This is a genomic window from Luteimonas sp. A534, assembly GCF_054072805.1.
Map to the genome: position 1 here is coordinate 334,354 of NZ_JBSVRR010000002.1, position 26,006 is coordinate 360,359.

The 26,006-nt window shown below is 69.8% G+C and carries 22 protein-coding genes; 5 read left to right on the forward strand and 17 right to left on the reverse strand.

Annotation, left to right across the window (positions count from 1 at the left end; all coding sequences use genetic code 11):
* Positions 1-6 precede the first annotated feature (6 nt).
* Genes modA through ACW5F0_RS06215 form a run of 3 tightly spaced genes read left to right on the forward strand, consistent with a single transcriptional unit; the run spans position 7 to position 2,182 of the window.
* On the forward strand, positions 7-798 hold the full coding sequence (modA, locus tag ACW5F0_RS06205; RefSeq protein ID WP_456964976.1) for a molybdate ABC transporter substrate-binding protein: 792 nt from the start codon (positions 7-9) through the stop codon (positions 796-798).
* A 30-nt stretch (positions 799-828) separates the two neighbouring features.
* Positions 829-1,533, forward strand: coding sequence for a molybdate ABC transporter permease subunit (gene modB / locus ACW5F0_RS06210; RefSeq protein WP_456964975.1), 705 nt, complete (start codon positions 829-831; stop codon positions 1,531-1,533).
* A 28-nt stretch (positions 1,534-1,561) separates the two neighbouring features.
* Entirely contained in the window at positions 1,562-2,182 is a 621-nt protein-coding gene (locus ACW5F0_RS06215; protein WP_456999298.1) for an ATP-binding cassette domain-containing protein, read from the forward strand.
* A gap of 92 nt (positions 2,183-2,274) precedes the next feature.
* Here ACW5F0_RS06215 and ACW5F0_RS06220 read toward each other — a convergent pair whose 3' ends face one another.
* The 16 genes from ACW5F0_RS06220 to ACW5F0_RS06295 all read right to left on the reverse strand — a co-directional run bounded on the left by ACW5F0_RS06220 (position 2,275) and on the right by ACW5F0_RS06295 (position 21,110).
* Positions 2,275-3,645: a TonB family protein gene (locus ACW5F0_RS06220; RefSeq protein WP_456999299.1), complete on the reverse strand. Its 1,371-nt coding sequence runs from the start codon at positions 3,643-3,645 to the stop codon at positions 2,275-2,277.
* On the reverse strand, positions 3,632-4,003 hold the full coding sequence (locus ACW5F0_RS06225) for a BlaI/MecI/CopY family transcriptional regulator (RefSeq protein ID WP_456999300.1): 372 nt from the start codon (positions 4,001-4,003) through the stop codon (positions 3,632-3,634). The genes ACW5F0_RS06220 and ACW5F0_RS06225 overlap by 14 nt, the downstream gene beginning before the upstream one ends.
* Positions 4,004-4,240: 237 nt before the next feature.
* The gene (locus ACW5F0_RS06230; protein WP_456964971.1) at positions 4,241-5,344 is read right to left on the reverse strand and encodes a PLP-dependent cysteine synthase family protein; all 1,104 of its coding nucleotides are present in this window, start codon (positions 5,342-5,344) and stop codon (positions 4,241-4,243) included.
* A 23-nt stretch (positions 5,345-5,367) separates the two neighbouring features.
* Positions 5,368-7,356 (reverse strand): transketolase, encoded by a 1,989-nt coding sequence (gene tkt, locus ACW5F0_RS06235; protein ID WP_456965277.1) that lies wholly within the window; start codon positions 7,354-7,356, stop codon positions 5,368-5,370.
* A 307-nt stretch (positions 7,357-7,663) separates the two neighbouring features.
* Positions 7,664-8,998: a dicarboxylate/amino acid:cation symporter gene (locus tag ACW5F0_RS06240; protein WP_456964970.1), complete on the reverse strand. Its 1,335-nt coding sequence runs from the start codon at positions 8,996-8,998 to the stop codon at positions 7,664-7,666.
* A gap of 60 nt (positions 8,999-9,058) precedes the next feature.
* The gene (locus ACW5F0_RS06245; RefSeq protein WP_456999302.1) at positions 9,059-10,729 is read right to left on the reverse strand and encodes a BatD family protein; all 1,671 of its coding nucleotides are present in this window, start codon (positions 10,727-10,729) and stop codon (positions 9,059-9,061) included.
* 4 nt (positions 10,730-10,733) lie between these two features.
* Positions 10,734-12,536, reverse strand: a complete 1,803-nt coding sequence (locus ACW5F0_RS06250) for a VWA domain-containing protein (protein WP_456999303.1) — start codon at positions 12,534-12,536, stop codon at positions 10,734-10,736.
* The gene (locus ACW5F0_RS06255; RefSeq protein WP_456999488.1) at positions 12,533-13,525 is read right to left on the reverse strand and encodes a vWA domain-containing protein; all 993 of its coding nucleotides are present in this window, start codon (positions 13,523-13,525) and stop codon (positions 12,533-12,535) included. Before ACW5F0_RS06255 ends, ACW5F0_RS06250 begins: the two co-directional genes overlap by 4 nt.
* A gap of 17 nt (positions 13,526-13,542) precedes the next feature.
* Positions 13,543-13,998, reverse strand: coding sequence for a DUF4381 family protein (locus tag ACW5F0_RS06260; RefSeq protein WP_456964967.1), 456 nt, complete (start codon positions 13,996-13,998; stop codon positions 13,543-13,545).
* A complete protein-coding gene (locus tag ACW5F0_RS06265) occupies positions 13,998-14,924 on the reverse strand; it encodes a DUF58 domain-containing protein (protein WP_456999489.1) in 927 nt (308 codons plus the stop codon). The genes ACW5F0_RS06260 and ACW5F0_RS06265 overlap by 1 nt, the downstream gene beginning before the upstream one ends.
* A gap of 50 nt (positions 14,925-14,974) precedes the next feature.
* Positions 14,975-15,967: an AAA family ATPase gene (locus ACW5F0_RS06270; RefSeq protein ID WP_456964966.1), complete on the reverse strand. Its 993-nt coding sequence runs from the start codon at positions 15,965-15,967 to the stop codon at positions 14,975-14,977.
* Positions 15,968-16,102: 135 nt separating this feature from the next.
* A complete protein-coding gene (locus ACW5F0_RS06275) occupies positions 16,103-18,058 on the reverse strand; it encodes a type IV pilus secretin PilQ (RefSeq protein WP_456964965.1) in 1,956 nt (651 codons plus the stop codon).
* Positions 18,059-18,072: 14 nt separating this feature from the next.
* The gene (locus ACW5F0_RS06280) at positions 18,073-18,606 is read right to left on the reverse strand and encodes a pilus assembly protein PilP (RefSeq protein ID WP_456965274.1); all 534 of its coding nucleotides are present in this window, start codon (positions 18,604-18,606) and stop codon (positions 18,073-18,075) included.
* Between the two features lie 7 nt (positions 18,607-18,613).
* Positions 18,614-19,279 (reverse strand): type 4a pilus biogenesis protein PilO, encoded by a 666-nt coding sequence (locus ACW5F0_RS06285; RefSeq protein WP_456965273.1) that lies wholly within the window; start codon positions 19,277-19,279, stop codon positions 18,614-18,616.
* An 11-nt stretch (positions 19,280-19,290) separates the two neighbouring features.
* A complete protein-coding gene (locus ACW5F0_RS06290; protein ID WP_456964964.1) occupies positions 19,291-20,052 on the reverse strand; it encodes a PilN domain-containing protein in 762 nt (253 codons plus the stop codon).
* Complete coding sequence (locus ACW5F0_RS06295) at positions 20,052-21,110, reverse strand: pilus assembly protein PilM (RefSeq protein WP_456964963.1); 1,059 nt, start codon at positions 21,108-21,110, stop codon at positions 20,052-20,054. The genes ACW5F0_RS06290 and ACW5F0_RS06295 overlap by 1 nt, the downstream gene beginning before the upstream one ends.
* Before the next feature lie 239 nt (positions 21,111-21,349).
* Here ACW5F0_RS06295 and ACW5F0_RS06300 point away from each other — a divergent pair, with 239 nt between their 5' ends.
* Together ACW5F0_RS06300 and ACW5F0_RS06305 are read left to right on the forward strand one after the other, a co-directional pair.
* Positions 21,350-23,824, forward strand: coding sequence for a penicillin-binding protein 1A (locus tag ACW5F0_RS06300; protein WP_456999304.1), 2,475 nt, complete (start codon positions 21,350-21,352; stop codon positions 23,822-23,824).
* A 46-nt stretch (positions 23,825-23,870) separates the two neighbouring features.
* Positions 23,871-24,527, forward strand: coding sequence for a hypothetical protein (locus ACW5F0_RS06305; RefSeq protein WP_456999305.1), 657 nt, complete (start codon positions 23,871-23,873; stop codon positions 24,525-24,527).
* Between the two features lie 156 nt (positions 24,528-24,683).
* Here ACW5F0_RS06305 and ACW5F0_RS06310 read toward each other — a convergent pair whose 3' ends face one another.
* Entirely contained in the window at positions 24,684-25,958 is a 1,275-nt protein-coding gene (locus tag ACW5F0_RS06310; RefSeq protein WP_456965272.1) for a citrate synthase, read from the reverse strand.
* Between the last annotated feature and the right edge of the window lie 48 nt (positions 25,959-26,006).

A 26,006-nucleotide genomic window follows, 5' to 3' on the forward strand; every position in this document is an offset into this window, starting at 1 on the left:
CGCGCGATGACGCGTTCCCGCCGCTTCATGCTCGGCCTGTGCGGTCTCGTGGCCATGGCCCTGCTGCTCCCGGGTGTCGACGAGGCCGTCGCCGCCGACAGGCCGCTCACCGTGTTCGCCGCCGCCAGCCTGAAGGAGTCGATGGACGCCGCCGCGGCTGCCTACGGAGCCGCTACCGGGCAGCCCGTGCGCGTCTCGTATGCCGCCAGTTCTGCGCTGGCGCGGCAGATCGCACAGGGCGCGCCGGCGGACGTGTTCGTCTCCGCCGACCTGGAATGGATGGACGAATTGCAGTCGCGCGACATGGTCGATGCCGGGACGCGCGCGGAACTGTTCGGCAATACCTTGGTGCTGGTCGCCCCCGCCGCTTCCGCATTGAAGCCGGTCCCGCTACGCCCGGGCCTCGACCTGCGGCCGCTGCTCGGCAAGCGCGGCCGCATCGCGCTGGGCATGGTCGACAGCGTGCCTGCAGGCAGGTACGCGAAGGCCGCATTCGAATCACTGGGCATGTGGGAGGCGCTTGCGCCGCGCGTGGCCGGCGTCGAGAACGTGCGCGCGGCCTTGATGCTGGTGGCGCGCGGCGAAGCTCCGCTGGGCGTGGTGTACGGCAGCGACGCCCTGGCCGAGCCGAGGGTGCGCGTGCTGGCCACGTTTCCCGCCGGGTCGCACCCGGACATCGTGTATCCGGCAGCGCGCGTGAGCGCGAGCAGGCACCTGCATGCGGTTCCCTTCCTGCAGTGGCTGCAGGGTCGCGACGCACGCGCGATCTTCCGCAGCCACGGGCTCAGCACGCGCTGAGGCCGGACGCCCACGCGAACCCCGAACCACATGCCCGACTTCAGCCCCGCGGAACTCACCGCCATCGCGCTCAGCCTCAAGGTCGCCTGCGTCGCAGCGCTGGCCAGCTTGCCGGTGGGCATCGCGGTGGCCTGGGTGCTGGCGCGCAAGCGCTTCCCGGGCAAGGCCCTGCTCGACGCGCTGGTGCACTTGCCGCTGGTGCTGCCGCCGGTGGTGGTGGGCTATGCGCTGCTGGTGGCCTTCGGCAGCCAGGGCGCGGTCGGCGCCTTCCTCGCCGAGCACCTCGGCATCCGCTTCGCGTTCCAGTGGACCGGCGCGGCGCTGGCCAGCGCGATCATGGGTTTCCCGCTGATGGTGCGTGCGATCCGGCTGTCGATCGAATCCGTCGACCGCCGCCTCGAACAGGCCGCAGCCACGCTGGGGGCGGGACCCTGGCGGGTGTTCGCCACGGTGACCCTGCCGCTGGCCTGGCCGGGCATCGTCGCCGGCGGCGTGCTGGCCTTTGCCAAGGCGCTGGGCGAGTTCGGCGCCACGATCACCTTCGTATCCAACATCCCCGGCGAAACGCAGACCATCTCGTCCGCGATCTATGAGCTGATGCAGGTGCCCGGCGGCGAACTCGGGATCTGGCGCCTGGCGCTGGTGGCGGTCGCGATCTCGCTGCTGGCGCTGTTGGCTTCGGAGTGGCTGGTGCAGCGGCAGCACGGGCGCCGCGGCGACGGGAGCGACGCATGAGCGGCGCACCGGCCCGGGGAGCTTCGGCATGCTGAGCCTCGATATCGAGCTGCGCCGCGGCCGCTTCGAACGCCGCGTGCGGATCGAGGATGCGGCCCGCGTGATCGCGCTCACCGGTCCCTCGGGCGCGGGCAAGACCACCGTGCTCAACGCCATCGCGGGGCTGGTGAAGCCGCGGGCCGGTCGCATCGAAGTCGACGGCCAGGTGCTGTTCGACGCCGAGCGCGGCATCGACCTGCCCGTGCATCGGCGGCGCGTCGGCTATGTGTTCCAGGATCCGCGCCTGTTCCCGCATCTCGACGTGCGCGGCAACCTGCTTTACGGCCGCCACTCTGCGGCTTCCAGTGCAAAGCGTTTCGAGCTTGAGGCCGTGGTCGCCCTGCTCGGGATCGAAGCGCTGCTGCGGCGACGCACCGCCAACCTCTCGGGCGGCGAGGCGCAGCGCGTGGCGATCGGCCGCGCACTGCTCTCGCAGCCGGCGATCCTGCTGTTCGACGAGCCGCTGTCCGCGCTGGACCAGGCACGTCGCGAAGAACTGATCCCCTATCTGCAGCGGGTGCGCGACGAGGTGCGGCTGCCGATGCTGTACGTCAGCCATCACCCCGGGGAAGTGCAGCGGCTCGCGAAGGCCGTGCACCAACTCGACTGATGGCGACGCCACCCGAAGGGGTCCGCACGCAACGCGGCAACCGACGTCCGGGCAGCCACGAAGTCAAGACGTGGCCACCCGGGCGAGAGGACCTATGACGCGGCAGGTCTGGCCTGGCCCTGGCCCGTGGCTGGCTCGTCCTGCGAGGCTTCGAAGTCCACCGGCACGCGTACCCAGCCCTCGACCGGCTTGCCATCCACGAGCTTTGGCGAGAACACCCACTGCTTCGCGGCCTCCACGGTGACCGCGTCGAACACGCCCGCGGGCTCGGAGCGCTCCACGACGACGTCCTTGACGCGGCCATCGGCGCCGACAAGGAGCTTCAACAGCACGCGCCCGCCCTGCTTCGCCGCCGCGGCCTCTGCCGGATACCGGGGCGGTGGCGTGCGATTGACGGGCACGTCGCCTGGCAGCGGTGCAGGCGACGCGGGGGCAACGGGGGGAACAGGCGGCGCAGGCGGCGTGGCCAGTGGCGCCAGCGGTGCCGGGGCCGCGGAAGGCGGTGCGGGCGGGGCTTCCGGTGCAGATGGGGCCGGAGGCGGTTCCGGCACGGCGACGGGCCGGACCGCCCAGGCGGCGTAACTGCAGCTTGCCAGTACGACGCCCAGCACGATGACTCCGGCGCGTCGGCGACCGGCGCCGTGTTGTGGTTGTTTCAACATGAGGATGCGCTCCTTCAAGGATTGGCTGGACTGCCAATGGCAACCGACCGGCAGTCCAGGGACGGCCAGCTGCACGTTCAACATCGCGTCCGCGTAGCGGCGGCGGGCGTGGGGATGGCGCGCGAGCACGGTGGCGTCGCAGGCGAGTTCCTGGTCGAGCCGGAAGCGGCGCTCGGCGAAATGCAGCAGGGGGTTGAACCACTGCAGGCAGCGCAGGGCAACCGCCGCCAGATTGGCGCGGCTATCGCCGCGCGCGAGGTGGGCGCGCTCGTGGGCGATCACCAGCGCGACCTCTTCCGGCGCGTGGCGGGTTTCGAAATCCGCGGGCAGCACGATGCGCGGGCGGAGGCCGCCGACCACCGCCGGGCCGACCACGCGTTCGCCGCGCCAGCTGCCATCGGCATTGCGTTCCAATCGCCCCAGCGCCGCGACGAAGCGCCGCTGCCGATGCACGAAGCGCAGCGCGGCCAACGCGGCTCCAAGCAGCCATGCGACGGCCATCAGCACGACCCAGTTGACGCCGGAGGCCGCGACGCCTGCCGAGGCTGCGTCGGAGCCTGCGACGACGAGCACGCCCGGGTGCAGGGCCAGCAACTGGGGCGCGAGCACCTGCCCCGCCTGCGGCCGCGGAAGCGCGGCTGCAAACAGGGCCAGCGGCACCAGCGCCCAGGCGCAGTAGGCCACGCGCGCACCGAATGCCCGCTGCAGGGGCCGCCGCAGCGCCAGCACCAGCAGCGCCGCGGCGGTGGCCGCGAGGCTGCCGTCGACCAGCCAGCGCAGCAGGGACTCAGCGACGGTCATCGTCGAGCTCCTCGATCAGGCGCCGCAGGGCGTCGATGTCATCCTGGCTGAGTTTCCCGCGCTCGCTGAAGTGCGCCACCAGCGGGGCGACGCGACCACCGAACAGACGGTCAAGCACGCTTTCGCTCTGGCCCGCCACCCAGGCGTCGCGGCTGAGCACCGGCGAATACAGGTAGCGCCGGCCATCGCGATCTGCGCGCACGGCGCCCTTCTTCAGCAGGCGGTTGAGCAGGGTCTTGATGGTGGGCTCGGCCCAGTCGCTGCGCGCGGACAGCCGCGCGACCACGTCCTCGGCGGCCAGCGGATGCTCGCCCCAGAGGACATCCATGACCACGGCTTCGGAATCACTGATCGACATATCGATTACACCTGTAAACCATGGATCGATTACAAGCGTAAACAAACCCGTTGTCAAGTACCCGCCGCCCTCGTGCGAGAGCGGCGATCGCGCACGAGTCGGAGCGGCGGTCGCCGTGGCGGTCGCGCTTGTGTGGGAGCGGCTATAGCCGCGATTACGGAGCGCCGCATGTCGGCCGATGCCCAGCAACTGGCTGTCGCGGCTAGAGCCGCTCCCACAGGAAGCCTTCGGGGCGGGTCAGGCGTCGCCGAGCGGTGCGAGAACGGGGAGCTCGCCGCCCGCGACCGCCACGGCGATCGCCGCATCCGCCCGTTCGACGTCGATGCCGTTGGCCTCATACCAGGCTGGCGCGTAATAACTGTGCGCGTAGCGTTCGCCGCTGTCGCAGAGGATGGTCACGATCGAGCCGTCCTGCCCGGCTTCGCGCATGCGACGGGCGGCGTGCAGCACGCCGACGAAGTTGGTGCCGGTGGAACCACCGACGCGGCGCCCGAGCGTCGCGCTGACGTGGCGCATCGCTGCCAGCGCCAGCGCATCGGGCACCTTGACCATGCCGTCGATGCAGCTCGGGATGAAGCTCGCCTCCACGCGCGGCCGGCCGATGCCCTCGACGCGCGAACCGCAGTGATGGGTGAACTGGCGCCACGGTTCGCCCGCCACCGCCGCGCGGTAGGCGTCGTGGAATACCGATTCCTCAGGATCCGCGCACAGCACGCGGGTGGCGTGGCGGCGGTAGCGCGCGTAGCGGCCGAGCGTGGCCGCGGTACCCCCGGTGCCCGGGCTGCAGACGATCCATGCCGGCACCGGGTGCGGCTCTTCGGCCATCTGCCGGTAGATCGACTCGGCGATGTTGTTGTTCGCGCGCCAGTCCGTCGCGCGCTCGGCGTAGGTGAACTGGTCCATGAAGTGGCCGCCGCTCTCGCGCGCCACGCGCTGCGATTCGGCGTCGAGCGCGCAGGCGGTGTCGACCAGGTGGCAGCGACCGCCATGGAACTCGATCGCGGCGATCTTCTCCGGCGAGGTCGAGGCCGGAATCACGGCAATGAAGGGCAGGCCAAGCAGGCGCGCGAAGTAGGCTTCGGACACCGCGGTGGAACCGCTCGACGCCTCGATCACCGGCCGGCCCTCGCGCAGCCAGCCGTTGGCGAGCGCGTACAGGAACAGCGAGCGCGCCAGCCGGTGCTTGAGGCTGCCGGTCGGGTGGCTCGACTCGTCCTTCAGGTAGACATCGATGCCCGGATACCCGGGCAGCTCCATCGGGATCAGATGGGTGTCGGCCGAGCGGTTGAAGTCGGCCTCGATGGTGTGGATGGCGCGCGCCACCCACTCTCGCTGTGCCATGGCTGTCCCGGGCTCCGCGCGCTTCAGAGCGCGTGCGCGGCGGCGACCACGGCCTCGACCGTGAAGCCGAAGTGCGGGAACAGCACCTCGGCCGGCGCGCTGGCGCCGAAGCGGTCGATGCCGATGACGGCGCCGTCGAGGCCCACGTACTTGCGCCAGAAGTCGCTGACACCGGCTTCGATCGCCACGCGGCGGCGGCAGGCATCGGGCAGCACCGACTCGCGCCAGGCCTTGTCCTGGCGGTCGAAGACATCGCTCGAGGGCATCGACACCACGCGCACGGAATCGCCCAGCTGCGCGGCAGCGTCCATCGCCAGCCCCACTTCCGAGCCGGTGGCGATCAGGATCAGTTCCGGGGCGCCGACGGACTCTTTCAACACATAGCCGCCGCGCTCGATCGCGGCCACCTGCGCGGCGTCGCGTGCCTGCGGCGCAAGGTTCTGGCGCGAGAACACCAGGCAGCTGGGGCCGTCGCGGCGTTCGATGGCGGCCTTCCAGCACACCGCCGACTCGACCGCGTCGCAGGGACGCCAGACATCGTTGCCGGGGATGTGACGCAGGCTGGCCATGTGCTCGATCGGCTGGTGCGTCGGGCCGTCCTCGCCCAGTCCGATCGAGTCATGCGTGTAGACATGGATCGCGTGCGCGCCCATCAGCGCGCTCATGCGAACGGCGTTGCGGGCGTAGTCGCTGAACACCAGGAAGGTGGCGTCGTACGGGATGAAGCCGCCGTGCAGCGACAGGCCGTTGGAGATCGCGGTCATCGCGAACTCGCGCACGCCGTAGTAGATGTAGTTCGCGTCGGGATCGCCCCCGGTCACGGACTTGCTGCCGCTCCACAGGGTGAGGTTGGAGCCGGCGAGGTCGGCCGAACCGCCGACCAGTTCGGGCAGCAGCGGCGCGAAGGCTTCGATCGCCATCTGCGAGGCCTTGCGCGAGGCGACCTTGGGGCTGTCGGCCTGCAGCTTGGCGATGTACGCGTCCGCGGCGGCGGTGAAGCCTTCGGGCAGCTCGGCATGCGAGCGGCGGGTCAGTTCGTCGGCGAGCTCCGGATGGCGCTGCGCATAGCCGTCGAACATCCGGTTCCACTGCTCTTCGCGCACGGTGCCGGCGTTGTTCGCGCGCCAACCGTCGCGGATCGCCTGCGGGATCTCGAACGGGCCATGCTCCCAGCCCAGCGCCCTGCGCGTGGCCTCGAGCTCGTCGTTGCCCAGCGGCGCGCCGTGCGAGGACTCCTTGCCGGCCTTGGCGGGGGAGCCGAAGCCGATCGTGGTGCGGCAGCAGACCAGCACCGGCTTGTCGTCGTGCTGCAGCGCGCGCTCGATGGCGGCCTTGATGGCAGCGGCGTCATGGCCGTCGACGTCGCGGATCACGCGCCAGCCGTAGGCCTCGAAGCGCGCCGGGGTGTCGTCGGTGAACCAGCCGGCGGTGTCGCCGTCGATGGAGATGTGGTTGTCGTCCCAGAACGCCACCAGCTTGCCCAAGCCCCAGGTGCCGGCGAGCGAGGCGGCCTCGTGCGAGATGCCTTCCATCAGGCAGCCGTCGCCCAGGAACACCCAGGTGCGGTGGTCGACCACCGCGTATTCGGGACGGTTGAAGCGCTGCGCCATCAACTTTTCGGCCAGCGCGAAGCCCACGGCGTTGGCGAAGCCTTGGCCCAAGGGCCCGGTGGTGGTCTCGACGCCGTCGGTGACGAAGTTTTCGGGATGGCCCGGTGTGCGGTGGCCGAGCTGGCGGAAGTTCCTGAGCTCTTCGATCGGCAGGTCGTAGCCCGCCAGGTGCAGCAGCGCGTACTGCAGCATCGAGCCGTGGCCGTTCGAGAGCACGAAGCGGTCGCGGTTGAACCACTTCGGGTTGTTCGGGTTGTGGCTGTGGTAGTCGTTCCACAGCACTTCGGCGATGTCGGCCATGCCCATCGGCATGCCGGGATGCCCGGAGTTGGCGGCCTGGACCGCGTCGGCGGCGAGGAAACGGATGGCGTTGGCGAGGTCTCGGCGGCTGGGGCTGGTCATGGTCTCGGCGGCAGGGGCGGCGGGCGAAGCCGCCATTGTCCCATCCCCTGCCCGCCGAGTCTCCCGGAGCGGTCCTGATGGGAGCAGTCCCTGGTGGGAGCAGTCCTGATGGGAGCGGCCTGGTGGAAACGATGCTGGCAGAAGCACCCCCTGTGGGAGCGGCCATGGCCGCGATCGTCGCTGCCCGGATCGCGGCCATGGCCGCTCCCACAGGTTTCAGCCCCTTCGTTCAGCCCCTTGCTGCAGCCCCTCGCTTCAGCCTCTCGCTTCAGCCTCTCGCTTGAGCCCACCGCTTGAGCCCACCGCTTCAGAGCGCCGCTTCGGATCTGTCCGGCGCGAGGTCGGTCGGCGCATCCAGCTCCCCCTTCGACACAATGGCCGCGATGCCGAGGTCGCCGGTGACATTGACCGTGGTCCGGCACATGTCGAGGAAGTGGTTCACGCCAAGGATCAGGCCGATGCCCTCCGGCGGCACCCCGACCATGGCGCAGATCAGCGCCACCACCGGCAGCGATCCCGAGGGCACGCCGGCGGTGCCGATGCCGCCAAGGATGCAGACCAGCATCACCATGAACTGCTGCCCCAGCGTCAGGTCGACGCCGAAGAACTGCGCCAGGAAGATGACCGTCACGCCCTCGAACAGCGCGGTGCCGTTCTGGTTCGCGGTGGCGCCGATGGTCAGCACGAAGCGCGAGACCTTGGTCGGCAGGTGCAGGTCGCGGTCGGCGACCTTGAGCGCGGTGGGCAGGGTGGCGTTGCTGGACGCCGTGGAGAACGCCATCAGCATCGCTTCCTGCACGCCCTTGAAGAACTTCACTGGCGAGTAGCCGCCGACGAACCTCAGGGCCAGCGAGTACACCACCAGCATGTGCACGGCCAGCGCGCCCACCACCACCAGCACGAAGGCGCCCAGGCGCAGCAGCAGGTCCCAGCCGAACAGCACTGCGAGATTGAACATGAAACAGAACACCGCCGCCGGCGCCAGGCGGATGATCAGGCCGATCAGCGTCATCGAGATCTCGAAGATGCCCTCGATGCCGCGGCGGAGCGTCCGGATCGGCGCCGTGTCCGGGCTCATCACGATGCCGACGCCGAACATCAGCGCGAAGAACATCAGCGCGAGGATGTTGGCGTTGTTGGCGGCGGCGCCGATCACGTTCTGCGGCACGATGTCGAGCAGCATCTGCACGCCGGTGGGCTGCGCGCCGCTGTCGCGGACGATCGCCGCGGTGCGCTCGGCGCTGTCGGCCAGCAGTTGCTGCGCCAGCGCCGGATCGACGCCCACGCCGGGCTTGAACACGTTCACCATCACCAGGCCCAGCAGCACGGCGATGCCCGAGAGCACCACGGTGCAGACCAGGGTCTTCCAGCCGATGCGCCCGAGCGACTTCACGTCGCCCATCTCCGACACGCCCACCACCAGCGCCGAGAACAGCAGCGGCACGATCATCATGAAGATCAGGCTGAGGAACAGGGTCGAGAAGGGCTGCGTGACGTACTGGGTCAGGCCCTGCACCCAGCCGGCCTCGCGGCCGATGCCGTAGTGCACGAACAGGCCCAGCAGCAGGCCCGCGACGAAGCCGATGGCGATTTTCCAGTGCAGCGGCATGCGCTGCCCCGTGGACGCGGTCGGCTCGGTCATGCGGTGTTCCCCGGAACGGTGTGGACGGCGGAGCTTAGCAAAGCACGTCCCGCGACCCGCTCAGCGGGGGTAGAGCGGGGGCAGCGCCTCGTCGGCGGCGCCGTTCCCGGGCAGCCAGTCGGGACCGCGGGCAAAGGCTTCGCGCACCGCCGCGCGCGCCTGCGAAGCCCCCCCTTCGCCCTGCCCCCAGCGCGCCCACTGCAGGGCGGCGATGGCTTCGCGCTGCGGACCGGGTGACAGCATCCGCGAGAGCGCATCGAGGTCCGGGGTGCCGGCGGGGGCCAGTGCGCACAGTGCGGCGGCGACCTCGCCCAGGTCGCCGGTATCCAGCGCCCTGCGCAGCGCTGAACCCTGCCACGGGCGCCGCACGCCCGGGGTCCCCGCAGCGGCGTCACCGCCACCCGCGCCGGCGTCGCCCGCCTGCGCCCGCTGTCGCCACTGCAGCGCCCAGGCCAGCGTGGCCAGCCACAGCAGGGCGAAGGCGACCGTCGCCAGCGCCCATCCACCAACGCCGTGTTGCACGCCCGGTACGCGCACCAGGCCCGCGTCGCCACGTGGCGACGCGGCGATGGTTCCGGGTACGGCCGGGGCAACGTCGAGCTCTAACGCGGGCACCGTCGCTTCGCGCATCCGGTCGGCGTTGACGTCCCACCACTGCAGTCGCGGCCCTTCGATGCGCAGCGGGCCCTCCCGCGCCGGCAGCACCGCGAAGCGCCGCACCATGCGCACGCGCGGCCGGCCATCCTCGATCATCTCGTCGTGCTGTGCCGGTTCGGGAAAGACCTGTGCGCCCTGGTCGACGGTGATCATCGGCGGCTCCAGCTGTGCCGCGGTCGCGCCATCGGCCACGAGCTCGAGCTCGACCGTGGCCGCATCGCCGGCGCGCACGCCTTCGGGCGCCTCCCGCCAGCGAAGTTCCACGCCGTGCAACGGCAGCCACGGTCGCGGCGCGGCATCGGGCACGGGCTTCACTTCGAGCACGAGCCGGGGGCCCTCGGCGGAGAGCGTGCGCTGGCCATCGCCGAACAGGTCGTCGAACCAGCTCCCGGCGCCGCGGCCACGGAAACGGGCCGGAGGCAGTTCGAGCCGGCCGCTGCGCTCCGGCACCAGCACGTAGCGGCGCTCGACCACCTGGTAGCGACGGCCGCCAATGTCCCGCGTGTATTGCACGTCGCTGCCCGCGCGTTGCAGCGCACCGCCGTCAGGTGCCGCCTGGTCGAACTGCCCGGACAGCAGCTGCGGGACGTAGTACAGCCGCAGCCGCAGTCCGACGGCCTGTTGCACGTAAGGCGCGACATCGTCGAGCTCGGCCTCGATGAACACCGGGCCGCGCGCGCGCACCGACGCGGCACTGGCCGCGGCCACGGTGAGCGTGATGGGCGTGGTGCGCTCGCTGCCCACGCGAAGCGCAGGGATCGTCAGCGCGCCTGCGCGCTCGGGCTGCAGCGCCACGGCGTACAGCGTGCGCGAGACCGTCTGGCCGGCGCGCTGCTCGAACGACTGGCGGCTGCTGCGCTGTTCGATCTGGAAGCCATCCTGCAACGGTGCGTAGTCGGGGCGTGCGCCGGTGTCGGTCTCGATGTTGAGGGTGACGGTTTCGCCCAGCCCGATGCTGTCGCGATCGAGCCAGGCGCGGGTCTCCGCGTGGACCAGGGCTGGTAGCGACAGCAGCGACAGCAGCAGCGGCAAAAGCCAGGTGGAATGGATCCGGGATTTCATCTTCGTGCCCATGTGTTCAGCGCTCTCCGGCGCGGCGGCGCAGGTGTTCGCTGCGGAAGCGCGCCCGCAGCAGGGCGCCAGGATCGTCGGGGATACGGCGCAGCCAGGCGGCGTTGGCCTCCTCGCGTTCCCTGGCGGCGGTTGACTCCGCCTGCACCTGCGTTTCCGTGCCGTCGCCGGCCTGTCCCGCACCTTCGCGCGCAGCGCCGGCGTCGAGGGCGCGCTGCATCGCCTCGCGCTGCGCTTCGTCGGCGGCCTGCTGGCGGGCCTGGGCGTCGGCGTCGGCGTCGTCGGCCGCAGGCGGGTCCGCGCTGTCGGTGCCGGCATCGGCGGGATCCGGAGATGGGTCTTCGGGTGGGTCCTCGGGTGCCTCTTCGCCTGGCTCACGACCGGGGTCCGCATCGGCCTCGCCCTGACCCTGCTCGCCGCGCTTGCCGTCATCGGGCCCGGCGTCGCCGCCCTGCCCGCCATCGGGCGGGGCATCGCCGCCGCGGCCGCCGCCTGCGGGTGGCTGCTGGCGCTGCATGGCCGCTTCGACGGCGGCGCGGTTGGCCGCGGCATCGGCCATGCCGGGCGTCTCGGCCAGGGCCTCGTCGTACGCAGCCAGTGCTTCCCGGTAGCGACCGGCGCGGGCCAGTGCATTGCCGCGGTTGTAGGCGGCGTCGGCGCCGGGCACGTCGGCGAAGCCACGCGCAGCGGCTTCGAATTCCCCCGCGCGATAGGCGGACTCCGCCTCGACGCTGCGCGCGTGCATTGCCTGGTCAGCGCGACGCCAGGGGCTGGCCTGTGGCGGCTGATCGTCGACGGCAAATGCCGGCTGCACGGGCAACACCAGGCACAGCGCCAGCGCGGCCAGCACCCCGCCGCGACGGAACACGGCCAGCAGCAGGAGCAGGGCCAGGGGCAACAGCCAGTAGCCGCCGTCTTCCAGCACCTCGCCGGCTTTGGCTGTGTTGCCCGTTGCGGTGGCCGCGGCGTCGCGGCCCGGCGTATCCACGATCTGCGCGGCGGGCGCATTCCAGTCATGCACGCGCCCGCCGCCTGCAGCAGCCAGCTCCCACAGCCCGGCGGAATCAAGCGCGCTGCGGTGGATCCCACCGTCGCGCCCGCGATAGCCCGCGCCCGCATCCGTGCCCATCGCCAGCACCGAGACCTGGTAGCCATCCGCCGCGGCGCGCGCAGCCGCGCGGGTGCCACCCTGGCCCGGTTCCGCGGTCAGCAACAGGATCTGGCCGCGTGCGTGCCCGGCACCCGCCAGCAGGTCGCGGGCGAGATCGATCGCACGACCCGAGTCCTGGCCATCCACCGGCATCAGTTCCGGCGCAAGGGCATCAAGGAAGACCGCGACATTGGCGGCGTCGGCGGTCACCGGCGACACCACGAACGCATCATCGGCATAGGCGACGAGCGCGACATCGCCCGCATGCGCGCGCAGGAGCTCGCCAAGCTTCGCGCGGGCCTGCAGCAGTCGTGATGGCGGCAGGTCGTTGGCGAGCGTCGCGCTGGACAGGTCGAGTGCGATCACCAGTGCGCCACCACCGCGCTGGAGCGGCTGCGGCACGCTGCGCCAGCTTGGTCCGGCGAGGGCGAGGATCGCCAACGCCAGACCGACGAGCGCAGCCGCGCCGGCCAGGCCCATGCCGCGCCCGGTGCCGCGCGAAGCGAGCAGCCGGGGCAGCAGGTGGGGATCCACCGCCGTGCGCCAGGCGCTGCGCCGGCGTGCGCGCTGGCGCCAGGTCCAGGCGAGCAGCGGCAGGAGCAGCAGTGCGATCAGCCAGGCCGGCCGCAGGAACTGCAGTTCGGTGAGCGGCAAGGTCACCGCGCGATCCTCCGCCAGGAAAGCACTGCCGCGAGCAGGGCGCAAAGCAGCGCCAGCGACAGCGGCCAGGGATACCGTTCGAGGCGGGGACGCACCGGCTCGCCGGGCGCTTCGACCGGCTCGATGCGATCGATCTCGTCATAGATCCCCGCCAGCGCATCGGTGTCGCGGGCGCGGAAGCTGCGGCCGCCGGTCATCGCCGCGATCCGCGCCAAGGCCTCTTCGTCGATCTCGACGCCACCGCTCGGCAGGCGGAAACCGAACACCGATAGCGCTTCGCCATCGCCACCGAACGCGATCGTGTGGATGCGCACGCCTTCGTCGCGCGCGATCTCCGCGGCCTTCTCCGGGTCGAGCACGCCGGCGGTGTTCACGCCATCGGTGAGCAGGACCAGCACGCGCTCGCCCTCGCGCTGCGCCTGCAGGCGCTTGACGCCCAGGCCGATGGCGTCGCCGATGGCGGTTTCGCGCCCGGCCAACGCGACTTCGGTGGCCAGCAGCTGTTCGCGCACCGTGTCCAGGTCGGCGGTGGCCGGCGCCAGCACGTACGCACCGCGACCGAACACGAGCAGGCCGATGCGGTCGCCCTGGCGACGCGCCACGAAGTCGGCGATCACGGCCTTGGCCGCGGTCAGGCGGTCCACCACCTCGTTGCCAACGAGCATGTCGCGCTCGCCCATGCTGGCGGAGAGGTCGACGGCCAACATGAGTTCGCGCGAACTGTCGGGCGGCTGCACCACCTCCCCCAAGGCCAGCGGACGCGCCGCGGCCACGCACAGCAGCACCCAGCCCAGCCAGGCGGCCCAGGACAGGCCGCGCCCGCGCGCCGGCGTGCCAGGTGCCGCCGCGACCTCGGCCAGACGCGCTGTCCACGGCACCCGCAGGGCGAGCCCGCCATCGCGCGCGGGCGGCAAAAACGCGCGCAGCAACCAGGGGAGCGGCAGCGCAAGCAGCAGCCAGGGCCAGGCGAATCCGGCGAATGCCGGCATGGCTGAGGCGAGCACGCTCAACGGCGGTCCTCCACCCACTCCATGAAACGTTCACGCGCCGCGTAACGCAGGTCAACGACCGCGGCGGCATCCACCTCCCGCTGGAACAGGCCCTCGAGCAGCAGCGCGCCGCGGGCACCGTCGAAGCGTGGCGCATCGCGCCCCGCGTCGAGCAGATCCAGCCAAGCCTGGCCTTCAAGCCGGTCGGCGGCCGGGTACTGGCGCTTCGCGGCGCGACGCAACAGGGCCGACATCGCGGCCACGGCCGCGGCCGGATCCGGTGCTGCATCGACCTCGGCGTCGAACAGGGCGAGCCAGCGCCGCCGCCGGCGTGCGCGAAGAAGACGCCAGGCGACGAGCGCAGCGAGGGCAAGCAGCATCGCCGCGGCGAGCAGCCACCAGCCGGGGGCCGGCGGCCACCACGACGGCGCCGTCGACAGGTGGATATCGCGAAGGACGAGGCCGTCGCCCATCAGCGCCGCCCGGCATCGCTGCTGGCCAGCCAGGCATCGCTGGGCGCGTCGCTGGACAGAGGCACGGCGTGCACGCCGCGCGCCGCCAGTGCGGCGATCGTGGCGTCGAGGCGGCCTGCGAACGCATCGCGCCAGCGACGGCGCGGGCCCGCGGCGGCGAGGTCGAGCTCGATGCGGGCACCGGCATCGCCGCCTGCCGGTGCGAACGCCAACAGGGCCTCCGGTGGCGCCATCTCCAGCGGGTCGGTGAGCAACAGCACCACGACCTGGTGGTGGGCGGTCAGCGCGGGCCAGCGCGCGGCCGGAACGGCCGCGACGCTCGCGGGATCCGCCAGCACCAGCAGCCGTGATCCCGGACGTAGCAGCCGCCGGGCGTGGTCGAGCGCGAGCTCGAGGCCGCCATCGTCCTCGGGGGGTTGCGCATACCAGCGCACGAGGGCATCGAGCACCCGCAGCGCACCGCGCGCGCCCGACGCCGCAGGCACCGGGGGCACGGCCGCGCTGCCGCGCAGCGCAGCGATGCGATCGCCGTCGGCAACCGCGCGCCAGGCGGCAATGGCTCCGGCACGGGCAGCCTGCACCGACTTGAAACGAACCCGGGTCCCGAAATAGAGCGCGGGCGCAGTGTCGGCCACGAGCAGGGTCAGTCGCTCGCGCTCGGCCTGGAACAGCTTGGTATGCGGCTTGCCGCTGCGCGCGGTCAGCCGCCAGTCGATATGGCGGGCATCGTCACCGATGGCGTACCCGCGCGACTCGGCGTATTCCATCCCGCGACCGCGCAGCGCGGAGGGCGCCTGGCTTCGCGCGCCCCCGGCGGCGCGGTGCACGCGACCGCGCGCATGGGCGAGTCCGCGAAGCGCGATCAGCTCGGGAAGCGTCGGCACGATGCCGCCCTCCTCCGCACGATCACCGCCCTGCGCCTCCAAGGCGCCTGCCGTCCGCCCCGGCCCTCCGGATCCGGCGGCCGAGCTGCGGATCATGGCAAAGGCACCTGCGCCAGAAGGGCCTGCACCAGGCGCTCGCCATCCCAGCCCTCTGCGGTGGCCTCGTAGCTGGGCAGCACCCGATGGCGGAGGACGTCCGGCGCAACCGCACGCACGTCGTCAGGCGTCACGAAATCTCGCCCGGCCAGCCACGCGTGCGCTCGTGCGCAGCGCTCGAGCGCGATCGAACCGCGTGGGCTTGCACCCCAGGCGATGCGCCGCGCCAGCTCCGCGTCGTAGCGCCCGGCGTCACGCGAGGCCAGCACCACTTCGACCAGGTAGCGCTCGACCGCAGGCGCCATGTGCAGCGCCAGCACCGCGCTGCGCGCCGCCATCACGTCGGCCTGCGGGATGCGCTGCGCCGGAACGGAAGGCGCCTGCAGCATGGCCGCGGCGCGTTCGCGCGCCAGGCGGAGGATCGCGGTCTCCGCGTCCGCCTCCGGATACCCCACGCGCACGTGCATCAGGAAGCGGTCGAGCTGCGCCTCGGGCAGCGGGAAGGTGCCTTCCTGTTCGATCGGGTTCTGGGTGGCCATCACCAGGAACAGCGCCGGCAGCGCATAGGTCTGGCGACCGACGGTGACCTGGCGCTCGCCCATCGCTTCCAGCAGGGCCGACTGCACCTTGGCCGGTGCGCGGTTGACCTCGTCGGCCAGCAGCAGCGAGTGGAAGATCGGGCCCGGCAGGAACTCGAAGCGCCCGTCCTGCGGACGCCAGACCTCGGTGCCCGTCAGGTCGGACGGCAGCAGGTCGGGAGTGAACTGCAGCCGCGCGAAGTCGGCTTCGACGCGCGCGGCGAGGGCGCGGATGGCGCTGGTCTTCGCCAGTCCGGGCGCGCCCTCCACCAGCAGGTGGCCGTCCGCGAGCAGGGCCACGAGCAGGCGCTCGACCAGGGCTGCCTGGCCGATGATTTCGGCAGAGAGCGCCTCGCGCAGGCCCGTGAAGAGGCCGTGGAGCCGGGCGTCGTCGTCGCTGGTCGTATCCATGGGAAACCGGGTTGCGGCGCAGGACGCGTCGGGAGCAGTTTGACCCGAATCGGCCGCAATGGTTCAGCGCGGGCAAGTCCCGAAACGACGACGGGGCCCGAAGGCCCCGTCGCGCACTGCATCTGGAGACATCTGTCAGTAACTGCGCGGCGCCACGCGCAGTACGCGCGGAGTGACGAAGATCAGCAGTTCGGCCTTGGCCTTGGCGCGTCCTTTGGTCTTGAACAGGTTGCCGATGATCGGCAGGTCGCCCAGGAACGGCACCTTGGAGAGAGAGTCCCGGTCGCTGAACTCATAGACGCCGCCGATTACGACGGTCTGACCATCCTCGATCAGCACTGCAGTGGTGACTTCACGCTTGGCAAGATTTGGAATTGAGCCGATACCGATAATCTCGGTGTAATCCTCGATCTCGTCCTTCTTGACCGCGAGGTTCAGGAACACGCGGCCGTCGGCTGTGATGGTCGGAGTAACCTTCAGCTCAAGCAGTGCTTCCTTGAACTGTACGGTCGGCACGGAGTTCGACTGGCCACCCGTGACCGTGAGATAGCCCACCTCACGACCTTGGCGAATGATCGCCTCACGTTGATTGCTGGTGACAACCCGCGGATTGGACACCACCTCGCCCCGGTTCTCCTGTTGCAGCGCCTGCAGTTCCAGATCCCAATCGATGGTGTTGCCGAGAATGGTGAAGGCAATCGAGCCGGGATTGAGGTTACGAATGCTGAAGTCGTTGTTGAGTACGCCCTCACTGCCCCAGCTGAGCGGCGTGCCCGGCGGAGCAGTTGCAGCTGATCGGATCAGATTATGGTTGGCGTCGATCGAACCCGAACTGATCAATCGATCCTTGACGCCACGAACGCCGAAGCGCGCACCCAGATCCCTCGCGAACGACTCGTTTGCGATCACGATCCGCGCTTCGATCACCACCTGGTCCACAGGCTTGTCGAGTTCCGACACCAGGCGCTTGATCTCAGCCACACGTTGCGGGATATCGATCACCAGCAAGGTATTGGTGCGGCGGTCATGGCTGAGGCTGCCACGCATCGACAGGAAGCCCTGACTCTGCCGTCCCTGTCCGCCTTGGCCACCCTGGCTGCCTTGGCTGCTCTTGCTTTCCTCGGTCAAGAGCTTGGCGATGTCCTCGGCGCTGCCATAGGAAATCGGAATGTACTCCGTCAACATCTCCGCACTCTCTTCGAGCGCCAGACGGGCATTGGCGATGTCCTGCTCGAACTTCGCGATCTCCACCTGCGGCGCCACCCAGACCACGTTGCCACTGCGGCGCTTGTCCAGCGACTTGGCCTGCAGGACGATGTCCAGCGCCTGGTCCCACGGCACGTTGATCAGGCGCAGGGTGACGTTGCCGGTGACGTTGTCGCTGGCGACGATGTTCAGGTCCGACAGCTCGGCGATGAGCTGCAGCACGGTGCGCACCGGCACATCCTGGAAGTTGAACGTCACCGGACGGCCGCGATACGCGCGGGTCTCACCCCCGGCGGCCTGGGCCGCGGCGGTCTGGCCCGTGGCTGCCACGGTGTTCGCAGCCGATGCACCCACGGCGCGGCCCGGAGCCTCGGCGCGCGGCACGATCTCGACGATGTAGTCGCGGCCCGTCTGGTACGCGAGCGGCTCGAAGGCGCCCTGCGTGCTCAGCACGATCTGGGTGCCCTTGGCGCCCTGGTTGGCGTCGATGCGCTGCACCGGCGTGGCGAAGTCGGTGACGTTGAGCGGCCGCTGCAGCGATGCCGGCAGTGACGCGTTGCCGACGTTGATGATGACCGCACCGCCCTCGGTGCGCAGGTCGGGGGCCGCGCCCTCGCCGTCGAAGCGGAGCACGAGCTTTCCGGCCCCGCCATCGCCGCGCTTGAAGTCGATGTCGGTCACGGCCACTTCGGCCGGAACCTGCTTGGCAGGGTCGACCGCCACGGCGGAGGACTGGGCGAAGCTGGCCATCGGCACGCCCGGGTTCGGTGCGGCGCTGACCGACCCGAAGGCGGCGACGAGGCCCGCGAGGAGACCGCAGGCGCCTGCCCGGAGGGGCAGGGCCCGCCGGGTCGACGAACGGCGTTGCGTGTTGGTGAACGTCATCTGGCTTCCCCTAATCAATTGTCTTCGAGCGCGATCGACGCAGGCCGTTCCAGCCAGCCACCCGCGCCGTCTGGCACGAGTTCGACGAGTTCGATGCGGTCTTCTGAAACGCTGGTGACGCGGCCGTCGTTCTGGCCCATGTAAACGCCAGAGCTGACCTGGTAGGTCACCTTGTCCGGTGCCAGGACCAGGGCCTTCAGGCTGCTGCCCGCACCGAGGGACCCGACCATATCGAGGCTGTCGAGCGGGAACTGCTCCAGCGTCTGCTTGCGGCGATTGGAATCCGGACGCGGGCCACTGCCCCCGTTGTCATTGGTGAAGGCGGCGCTGAACGGATCGCGCATGCCCTGCGCGGCGTACTCGAAGGTTTCGAACTGCTGCATCACCGGCAGCGGGTCGAGCGGCGGCGCCGGGCGCGCACGCACGTTGGCCACCCACTCGTCAAGGTTCGGAGCACCAGCGGGCTCGCTGGTGATTCCCCGGCCGCAACCGGCCAGCGCCGCAATGGCGGCCAGGCAGGCCAGGCCGCGGACGGCGTTGGATGTCATGCCCATGTCAGCGCTTCCCCTTGGGTGCTGCGGCAGCCGCCGCCGCTGCTTCCTGCGCAGCCGCCTCTTCTTCGTCCAGATAGCGGTAGGTCTTGACCGTTCCCGCAAGCTCGAGCGCCGCATTGGGACGGATACCTGCCCGCGGATCCTTGTCGCCCCCACGCGGTCGCAGCTGGATGTCGTGCATGGTCATGATCACCACCCGCGGCAGCGAGGCCACGCCGCTGACGAAGGCGCCGAACTGGTGGTAGGTGCCGACCATGCGCAGCGCGATCGGCTTCTCGGCGTAGAACTCCTTCGGAGTCTCCGCCCCAGGCTGGAAAAGCTCGTTCTGGATGCCGGTGGCCAGCGCCGTCTGCGAGATGTCGACGATGAGGTCGGGCATTTCGGTGCGGCTGGGCAACTGGCGCAGCATCTGCTGCAACTGCTGCTCCATCTGCGCCAGCTGGAGTTTCAGCGGCTCCAGGTTGGCCGCACGGCCCTGCTTGGTCTCGAACTCGGCGCGCAGCTCGGACTCGGTGCGCTCCAGGCCCTTGAGCTCGTCGCCCTTGTCGCGGGTCACGACCCACCACAGCAGGCCGAAGATCAGCAGGCCCGCGATCACGCAGAAACCGATCTTGTACTCGCGCGGCCACGAGCCGATGTTGTTGAAGTCGAGCTCCTTGAGCGACATCTTCCGCTTGCTCACGATGCGGCTCCTTCTTCAGCGGCGGACTCGGCCTGGACGGCGGGCTCGTCTTCAACTGCCGGCGCGTCCTCCACGGTTGGCGCGGCACCGGCGGCGGGTGCGTCAGCGGCGGGCTCGGCCGCGGCGGGGCCAGCTGCCACGGCATCTACGGCAGGCGCGGAATCGACCGGCGGCACCGCATCCGGAATGCCGTCGCCGTCGAGGTCCTTCGGCGCGTTCGGGTTGGCGAGCTGCACCGCGAGGGTGAAGGCATACGGCAGGCCGGCCACGCCGTCGCGGGCTTCGATGATCGAAAGGTCGGGCTTGGTCATCCAGCCCGAACCCTCGAGGTTGCGCATGTAGGTACTGACGCGCGCGTTGGACTGCGAGCGGCCCTCGAGCGTCAGCTTCTCGCCGACCTGCTTGATCGAGGTGAGCACCACGCCGTCGGGGATCGTGCGCACCAGCGAGTCGAACAGGTGGACCATCTGCGAACGGTTGGCCTGCAGCTGCTCGATCACTTCCTTGCGGGCCAGCAGGCGCGCCTTCTGGCGGTCGAGCTCGTCGATCTCGGTGATCCGCGACTCGACCTGCTTGATCTGGTCCTTGAGGTACGCGTTACGGGTGTTCTGGCCGTCGATCTGGGCGTTGTAATAGCCGTTGACCATGAACCAGAGCACGAAGCCGGCGAGCGCCGCGAACGCGAGCATGACGCCGAATTCCTTCTGCCGCTGCTTGCGACGCTCGGCGCGCCACGGGAGGAGGTTGATGCGTGCCATCAGTCGAAGCTCCTCAGCGCCAGTCCGCAGGCGATCATCATGGCCGGCGCGTCCTGTGCCAGCGCGTGGGCCTGCACGCGCGGACCGAGCGTCATCTGCGCGAGCGGGTTGGCCACAACGGTTTGCACGCCCAACTGCTCTTCGACCATCTCGGAGATCCCGGCGATGGAGGCGCAGCCCCCGGCCAGCACCACCTGGTCGACGCGGTTGAACTCGCTGCCGGCGTAGAAGAACTGCAGCAGGCGGCTGATCTGCTGGACCAGCGCCTCCTTGAAGGGCTCCAGCACTTCGATCTCGTAGCTTTCGGGCAGGCCACCCTGGCGCTTGGCGAGCCCGGCCTCTTCGTACGACAGGCCGTAGCGGCGCATCACCTCGTCGGTGAGCTGCTTGCCGCCGAACACCTGTTCGCGGGTGTACAGGCTGCGGCCGTTGCGCAGGATGCTCAGCGTGGTCATGGTCGCGCCGATGTCGACCAGCGCGACGATGCCGTCGCGAGGCACGTTGAGCGTATTGGCCAGCAGTGCGAAGGCGTTCTCGATCGCGAAGGCCTCGACGTCCATCACCCTGGCGGTGAGGCCGCCGAGCTCAAGCGCGGATGCGCGCATCTCGACGCTCTCCGAACGCGAGGCCGCGAGCATCACCTGCACCATCTCGGCGTTGCCCGGCATCGGCCCCATCACCTCGAAGTCGAGGTTCACTTCCTCGATCGGGTACGGGATGTAGTTGACTGCTTCGAGCTCGACCTGCGACTCCATCTCTTCGTCGTCGAGGTCGGCCGGCATCGGGATCAGCTTGATGATCACGGCCGAGCCGGCGACCGCGGCGGCGGCGGTCTTCGCCTTGCTGCCCGCGCGCGCCATCGCGCGCCGGATCGCCTCACCGACGGCCTCGACCTCGACGATGCCCTTTTCGACCACGGCATTCGGCGGCAACGGCTCGACGGCGTAGTGCTCGACCCGATAGCGATCACCCGACCGCGACAGCTGCAACAGCTTTACCGCTGTCGAGCTGATATCGACACCGACCAGCGGTGCCTGGCTTTTTGTGATGAGCCCCACGCTTTTCTCCCCATGTCACGGGCGCTTACGTGCGCTTCGTGCCCCGACGCATTAAATAACGGAGTTTTTACCGAATGGCAACAAGCGGCACCCCAAAGCGTGCTGCATTGCGCGTTCGGTCACGTCTTGACGTTCTACGTCACCCTTGGGCCGGCGCTCCGCGGTTGTCCGGCCCACCTATATATACTGCGCGACTCTCCACGGCCCGCCAAGGCCCGACCCGGCCCAGGACCCCATCGATGTCACGTTTCCGCCGTCTGTTCCGCTGGCTGCTGCTGCTGGCCATCCTTGCCACCATACTCGGCTTGCTCGCCGCGGGCACGCTGTACTACGTCGTGTCCTCGCGCCTGCCCGAAGTCGACAGCCTGCGCAACATCGAACTGCAGGAACCGATGTACGTCTACGCCAACGACGGCCGCCTGATGGCGCTGTTCGGCGAGATGCGGCGCTACCCGGTCGACATCGCAGAGGTTCCGGAGGCGATCAAGCAGGCCTTCATCGCGATCGAGGACAACCGCTTCTACGAACACGACGGCGTCGACTACAAGGGCGTGGCGCGCGCCATCTGGCTGATCGCCAAGACCGGTTCGAAGGAAGGCGTGCCGGGCGGCTCGACCATCACCCAGCAGGTGGCGCGGCAGTTCTACCTCAGCCCCGAGGTCAGCTACACGCGCAAGTTCGAGGAAATGCTGCTCGCGATGAAGATGGAGCGCGAGCTCAGCAAGGACGAGATCTTCGAGCTCTATCTCAACAAGAATTTCTTCGGCAACCGGTCCTACGGCGTCGCGGCAGCGGCGGAGTTCTACTACGGCAAGCAGCTGTCCGAGCTCGACCTCGACGAGGTCGCGGCGCTCGCCGCGATCCCGAAGTTCCCCTCCAGCGGCAACCCGGTCTCCAACCCCGAGCGTGCGCGCATCCGACGCGACTACGTGCTCGAGCGCATGGCGGACCTTGGATTCATCAGCCGTGCCGAGGCCACCGCGGCACAGACGGTCGAGATGCATGCGCGCCCTCACGAGCGCCCCGTCGAGGTCTACGCCCCCTACGTGGCCGAAATGGTCCGCCAGGAAATGATCGCGCGCTACGGCGGCGACGTGCTGACTCGCGGATACCACGTCACGACCACCATCGACCCGGTCAAGCAGGCCGCCGCCGAAGCGGCCGTGCGCAGCGGCCTGCTGGCATACGACCACCGCCACGGCTGGGCGAAGGTCGAACAGAGCTTCGAGCTGGCAGCCGACGAGGACGCCGCCACCGCGGCCGCGCGCCTGCGTGGCATCCCGGCGCAGTCGGACCTGTTGCCGGCCGTCGTCCTGCGCGCCGACAACGGCACCGCCGACGTGGTCCTGTCCGACCGCACCATGGTCACGCTCGATGCCGCGTCCAGCCGCTGGACCGGGCGCAACCCGGCGGCGCTGCTGAAGCGCGGCGACCTCACCCGCGTTCGCCGCATCGAGCCGCAGGGCAAGGACGGCGCACCGCCACCGGCCGATGCCCTGCCCACCTGGCAGCTCGACCAGCTGCCGCGCGCGCAGGCCACGCTGGTATCGATGGAGCACGACACCGGTGCGCTGCGTGCGCTCATCGGCGGCTTCAGTTTCGCCGGCCAGAAGTTCAACCGCGCCACCCAGGCGCGCCGCCAGCCGGGCTCGAGCTTCAAGCCCTTCATCTATGCCGCGGCGTTCGAGCGTGGTTTCAATCCCGCCTCGATCGTGCCCGATGCCCCGGTGGTCTTCCGCATGCGCCGGGGCCAGGACTGGCGTCCGCAGAACGACGACGGCAGGTTCCTCGGACCGATGCGCCTGCGCGAGGCCCTGGTGCGCTCGCGCAACCTGGTCTCGGTGCGCCTGCTCGACTCGATCGGCGTCGACTACGCGCGCCGCTACATCAGCCACATGGGCTTCGAGGAATCGGAGCTGCCTCCGAACCTGTCGATCGCGCTCGGCACGCCGTCACTCGCGCCCCTTGACGTCGCGCGCGGCTACAGCGTGTTCTCCAACGGCGGCTTCCGCGTGACGCCCTGGTACATCGACGAGGTCCGCGACCGCGACAGCCAGGTGATCTTCAAGGAGAACCCGGCCGTGGCCTGCCGCAGCTGTGGCGCCGGCGGCGCGCCCGGGGTTCCCGCCACCGTCATCGACGGCTTCAACCTCGGCCCGGCGGCGCCCGCGGTGGTCGCCGAAGCCAGCAGCGAAGCACCGGCCACGGAGCCTGATCCCGACGCAGTGATCGCGCCGCGGGCGATCGATCCCCGGGTGGCCTACCAGCTGGTTTCGATGATGCGCGACGTCGTGCAACGAGGCACCGGTACGCAGGCCAAGGCACTGGGGCGCGAGGACGTCGGCGGCAAGACCGGCTCGACCAACGACCACCGCGACGCCTGGTTCTCGGGCTTCGGCGGCAGCCTTTCGACGGTGGTGTGGGTGGGTCGCGACGACAACCGCTCGCTGGGCAACCGCGAATACGGCGGCCGGTCCGCGCTGCCGATCTGGATCGACTACATGCGCGTGGCGCTCGACGGCATGCCGCTGGCCACCAACGAACCGCCTCCCGGCATGGTCAAGGTCTCGGTCAGCAACAGCGGGCAGCTGCTCGCCGGCGGCGAAGGCGGGATCACCGAGTGGGTCAAGGCCGAGGACCTGGAGCGCATGGAATCGAGCTTCGATAACTTCGACGACGCGATGCCGGCCGAGGAAGCCTTCGACATCTTCTGACGCGCGCATCCGCTAGGCTTGGCGGGGCCAGCAGGGAGGCCCCGCCATGCATAGAGCCCGACAACGCGCCGAGCGCCATACACGCGAACGCCGGCACCGCCTCGCTCACGAGGCCGCCCGGCTGATGGCTGAAGGCGGGATCCGGGACTACCACCAGGCCAAGCTCAAAGCGGCCGAACGCCTCGGCATCCACGACGACGCCTCGCTGCCGCGCAACCGCGAGATCGAGGACGCGCTGCGCGAGTACCAGCGCCTGTTCCTGGGCGGCAGCCAAACCCACGCATTGCGCGTCCGCCGCGAGGCCGCAGTGCACTCATTGGCATTCTTCGAACGCTTCCAACCGCGGCTGGTGGGGCGCGTGCTCGACGGTACGGCTGATTCACACACGCCGGTGACACTGCACCTGTATGCCGATGACGCCGATGACGTCGCGCGATTCCTCGCCGACGCCGGCGTTCCAGCCGAGGCGAGCGTTCGCCGCGTACGCCTGGACCGCACCCGCGAACACGACGCCCCTGTGTGGCTGTTCAGTGCCGACGATCTCGCCTTCGACCTGACGGTGCTGCCGCTGGACGCATTGCGCCAGGCGCCGCTGTCAGGCATCGATGAGCGGCCAATGCAGCGCGCATCGCAGGCGCAGCTGCGTGAGCTCATGGCAGCGGAGGAAATATCCGACCATGCGTCCTCGGGCCTCCGCCGCTGACTCGACTCCCGGTCGCCAGGACCATCGCAGGATCTCCCGAACCCAGCGATGCGCATGCATGGCATCCGTCGCTCACTGGACCGGCATGGGAGTACTCCCGTTGAAAAGAAAACGCCCCGCGGGTGCGGGGCGTGATCATGGACACTGGAGGGAGCTTCAGCGCTTGTCGACGCCGACGTAGTCGCGGGAAGCCGAGCCGGTGTAGATCTGCCGCGGACGGCCGATCTTGAACTCGGGGTCGGTCTGCTGCTCGAGCCAGTGCGAGACCCAGCCGGCGGTGCGCGCGATGGCGAACATCACCGTGAACATCTCGGTCGGGATCTTCAGCGCCTTGTAGATGATGCCGCTGTAGAAATCGACGTTCGGGTACAGCTTGCGCTGCACGAAGTAGTCGTCCTTCAGCGCGGCCTCTTCCAGGCGCATCGCGACTTCGAGCATCGGGTCGTCGATGCCGAGTTCGCCCAGCACCTTGTGGGTCATCTCGCGGATGATCCGGGCGCGCGGGTCGAAGTTCTTGTAGACGCGGTGGCCGAAGCCCATCAGGCGGAACCCAGACTCCTTGTCCTTGGCGCGGTCGACGGCCGACTGCACGTTCTTCACGTCGCCGATCTCGGCGAGCATCTTCAGCACGGCCTCGTTGGCACCGCCATGCGCGGGCCCCCACAGCGCGGCGACGCCGGCGGCGATGCACGCGTACGGATTGGCGCCGGTGGAACCGACCAGGCGCACGGTCGAGGTGGACGCGTTCTGCTCGTGGTCGGCGTGCAGGATGAAGAGCAGGTCCATCGCCTTCGCCGCGACCGGCGACAGCTCCAGCGGACCGCTGGGCAGCTCGAACATCATGTGCAGGAAGCGCTCGACGTAGCCGAGGTCGTTGCGCGGATAGTTCGCCGGCCAACCCATGGAATAGCGGTAGCACGCAGCCGCTATGGTCGGCAGCTTGGCGATCAGGCGGATGCCGGCCAGGCGGCGCTGCTCCGGATCGTCGTAGTCGAGGTCGTTGTGGTAGAAGCTCGCCATCGAGCCGAGCATGCCGACCAGCATCGCCATCGGATGGGCGTCGTGGCGGAAGCCGCCGATGAAGCTCTTGAACGCCTCGTGCATCATCGTGTGATGGGTGACGTCGTGGTCGAACGCGGCCATCTGGGCGTTGTCCGGCAGCTCGCCGTTCATCAGCAGGTAGGCGACCTCGAGGAAGTTCGAGTGTTCGGCCAGCTGCTCGATCGGGTAGCCGCGATACAGCAGCACGCCTTCATCGCCGTCGATATAGGTGATGGCGGACTTGCAGCTGGCGGTGGCGGTGAAGCCGGAATCGTAGGTGAAGCGCCCGGTGGCCTTGGGCAGCTTCGCGATGTCGATGCAGTCGTTGCCGAGGGTGGGCTTCAGGACCGGCAGCTCGACCGAGGTACCGGCGACCTGCAGGGTGGCGATGGACGGCTCGACGCCGGCCTTGTTCTCGTTGGCGGACACTCGTCGCAC

Excerpts from the sequence above, each read along its gene's own strand:
- modA (WP_456964976.1), top strand. The coding sequence starts at position 7 with ATGACGCGTTCCCGCCGCTTCATGCTCGGCCTGTGCGGTCTCGTGGCC.
- modB (WP_456964975.1), top strand. The coding sequence starts at position 829 with ATGCCCGACTTCAGCCCCGCGGAACTCACCGCCATCGCGCTCAGCCTC.
- ACW5F0_RS06215 (WP_456999298.1), top strand. The coding sequence starts at position 1,562 with ATGCTGAGCCTCGATATCGAGCTGCGCCGCGGCCGCTTCGAACGCCGC.
- ACW5F0_RS06220 (WP_456999299.1), bottom strand. The coding sequence starts at position 3,645 with ATGACCGTCGCTGAGTCCCTGCTGCGCTGGCTGGTCGACGGCAGCCTC.
- ACW5F0_RS06225 (WP_456999300.1), bottom strand. The coding sequence starts at position 4,003 with ATGTCGATCAGTGATTCCGAAGCCGTGGTCATGGATGTCCTCTGGGGC.
- ACW5F0_RS06230 (WP_456964971.1), bottom strand. The coding sequence starts at position 5,344 with ATGGCACAGCGAGAGTGGGTGGCGCGCGCCATCCACACCATCGAGGCC.
- tkt (WP_456965277.1), bottom strand. The coding sequence starts at position 7,356 with ATGACCAGCCCCAGCCGCCGAGACCTCGCCAACGCCATCCGTTTCCTC.
- ACW5F0_RS06240 (WP_456964970.1), bottom strand. The coding sequence starts at position 8,998 with ATGACCGAGCCGACCGCGTCCACGGGGCAGCGCATGCCGCTGCACTGG.
- ACW5F0_RS06245 (WP_456999302.1), bottom strand. The coding sequence starts at position 10,729 with ATGGGCACGAAGATGAAATCCCGGATCCATTCCACCTGGCTTTTGCCG.
- ACW5F0_RS06255 (WP_456999488.1), bottom strand. The coding sequence starts at position 13,525 with ATGCCGGCATTCGCCGGATTCGCCTGGCCCTGGCTGCTGCTTGCGCTG.
- ACW5F0_RS06260 (WP_456964967.1), bottom strand. The coding sequence starts at position 13,998 with ATGGGCGACGGCCTCGTCCTTCGCGATATCCACCTGTCGACGGCGCCG.
- ACW5F0_RS06270 (WP_456964966.1), bottom strand. The coding sequence starts at position 15,967 with ATGGATACGACCAGCGACGACGACGCCCGGCTCCACGGCCTCTTCACG.
- ACW5F0_RS06275 (WP_456964965.1), bottom strand. The coding sequence starts at position 18,058 with ATGACGTTCACCAACACGCAACGCCGTTCGTCGACCCGGCGGGCCCTG.
- ACW5F0_RS06280 (WP_456965274.1), bottom strand. The coding sequence starts at position 18,606 with ATGACATCCAACGCCGTCCGCGGCCTGGCCTGCCTGGCCGCCATTGCG.
- ACW5F0_RS06285 (WP_456965273.1), bottom strand. The coding sequence starts at position 19,279 with ATGTCGCTCAAGGAGCTCGACTTCAACAACATCGGCTCGTGGCCGCGC.
- ACW5F0_RS06290 (WP_456964964.1), bottom strand. The coding sequence starts at position 20,052 with ATGGCACGCATCAACCTCCTCCCGTGGCGCGCCGAGCGTCGCAAGCAG.
- ACW5F0_RS06300 (WP_456999304.1), top strand. The coding sequence starts at position 21,350 with ATGTCACGTTTCCGCCGTCTGTTCCGCTGGCTGCTGCTGCTGGCCATC.
- ACW5F0_RS06305 (WP_456999305.1), top strand. The coding sequence starts at position 23,871 with ATGCATAGAGCCCGACAACGCGCCGAGCGCCATACACGCGAACGCCGG.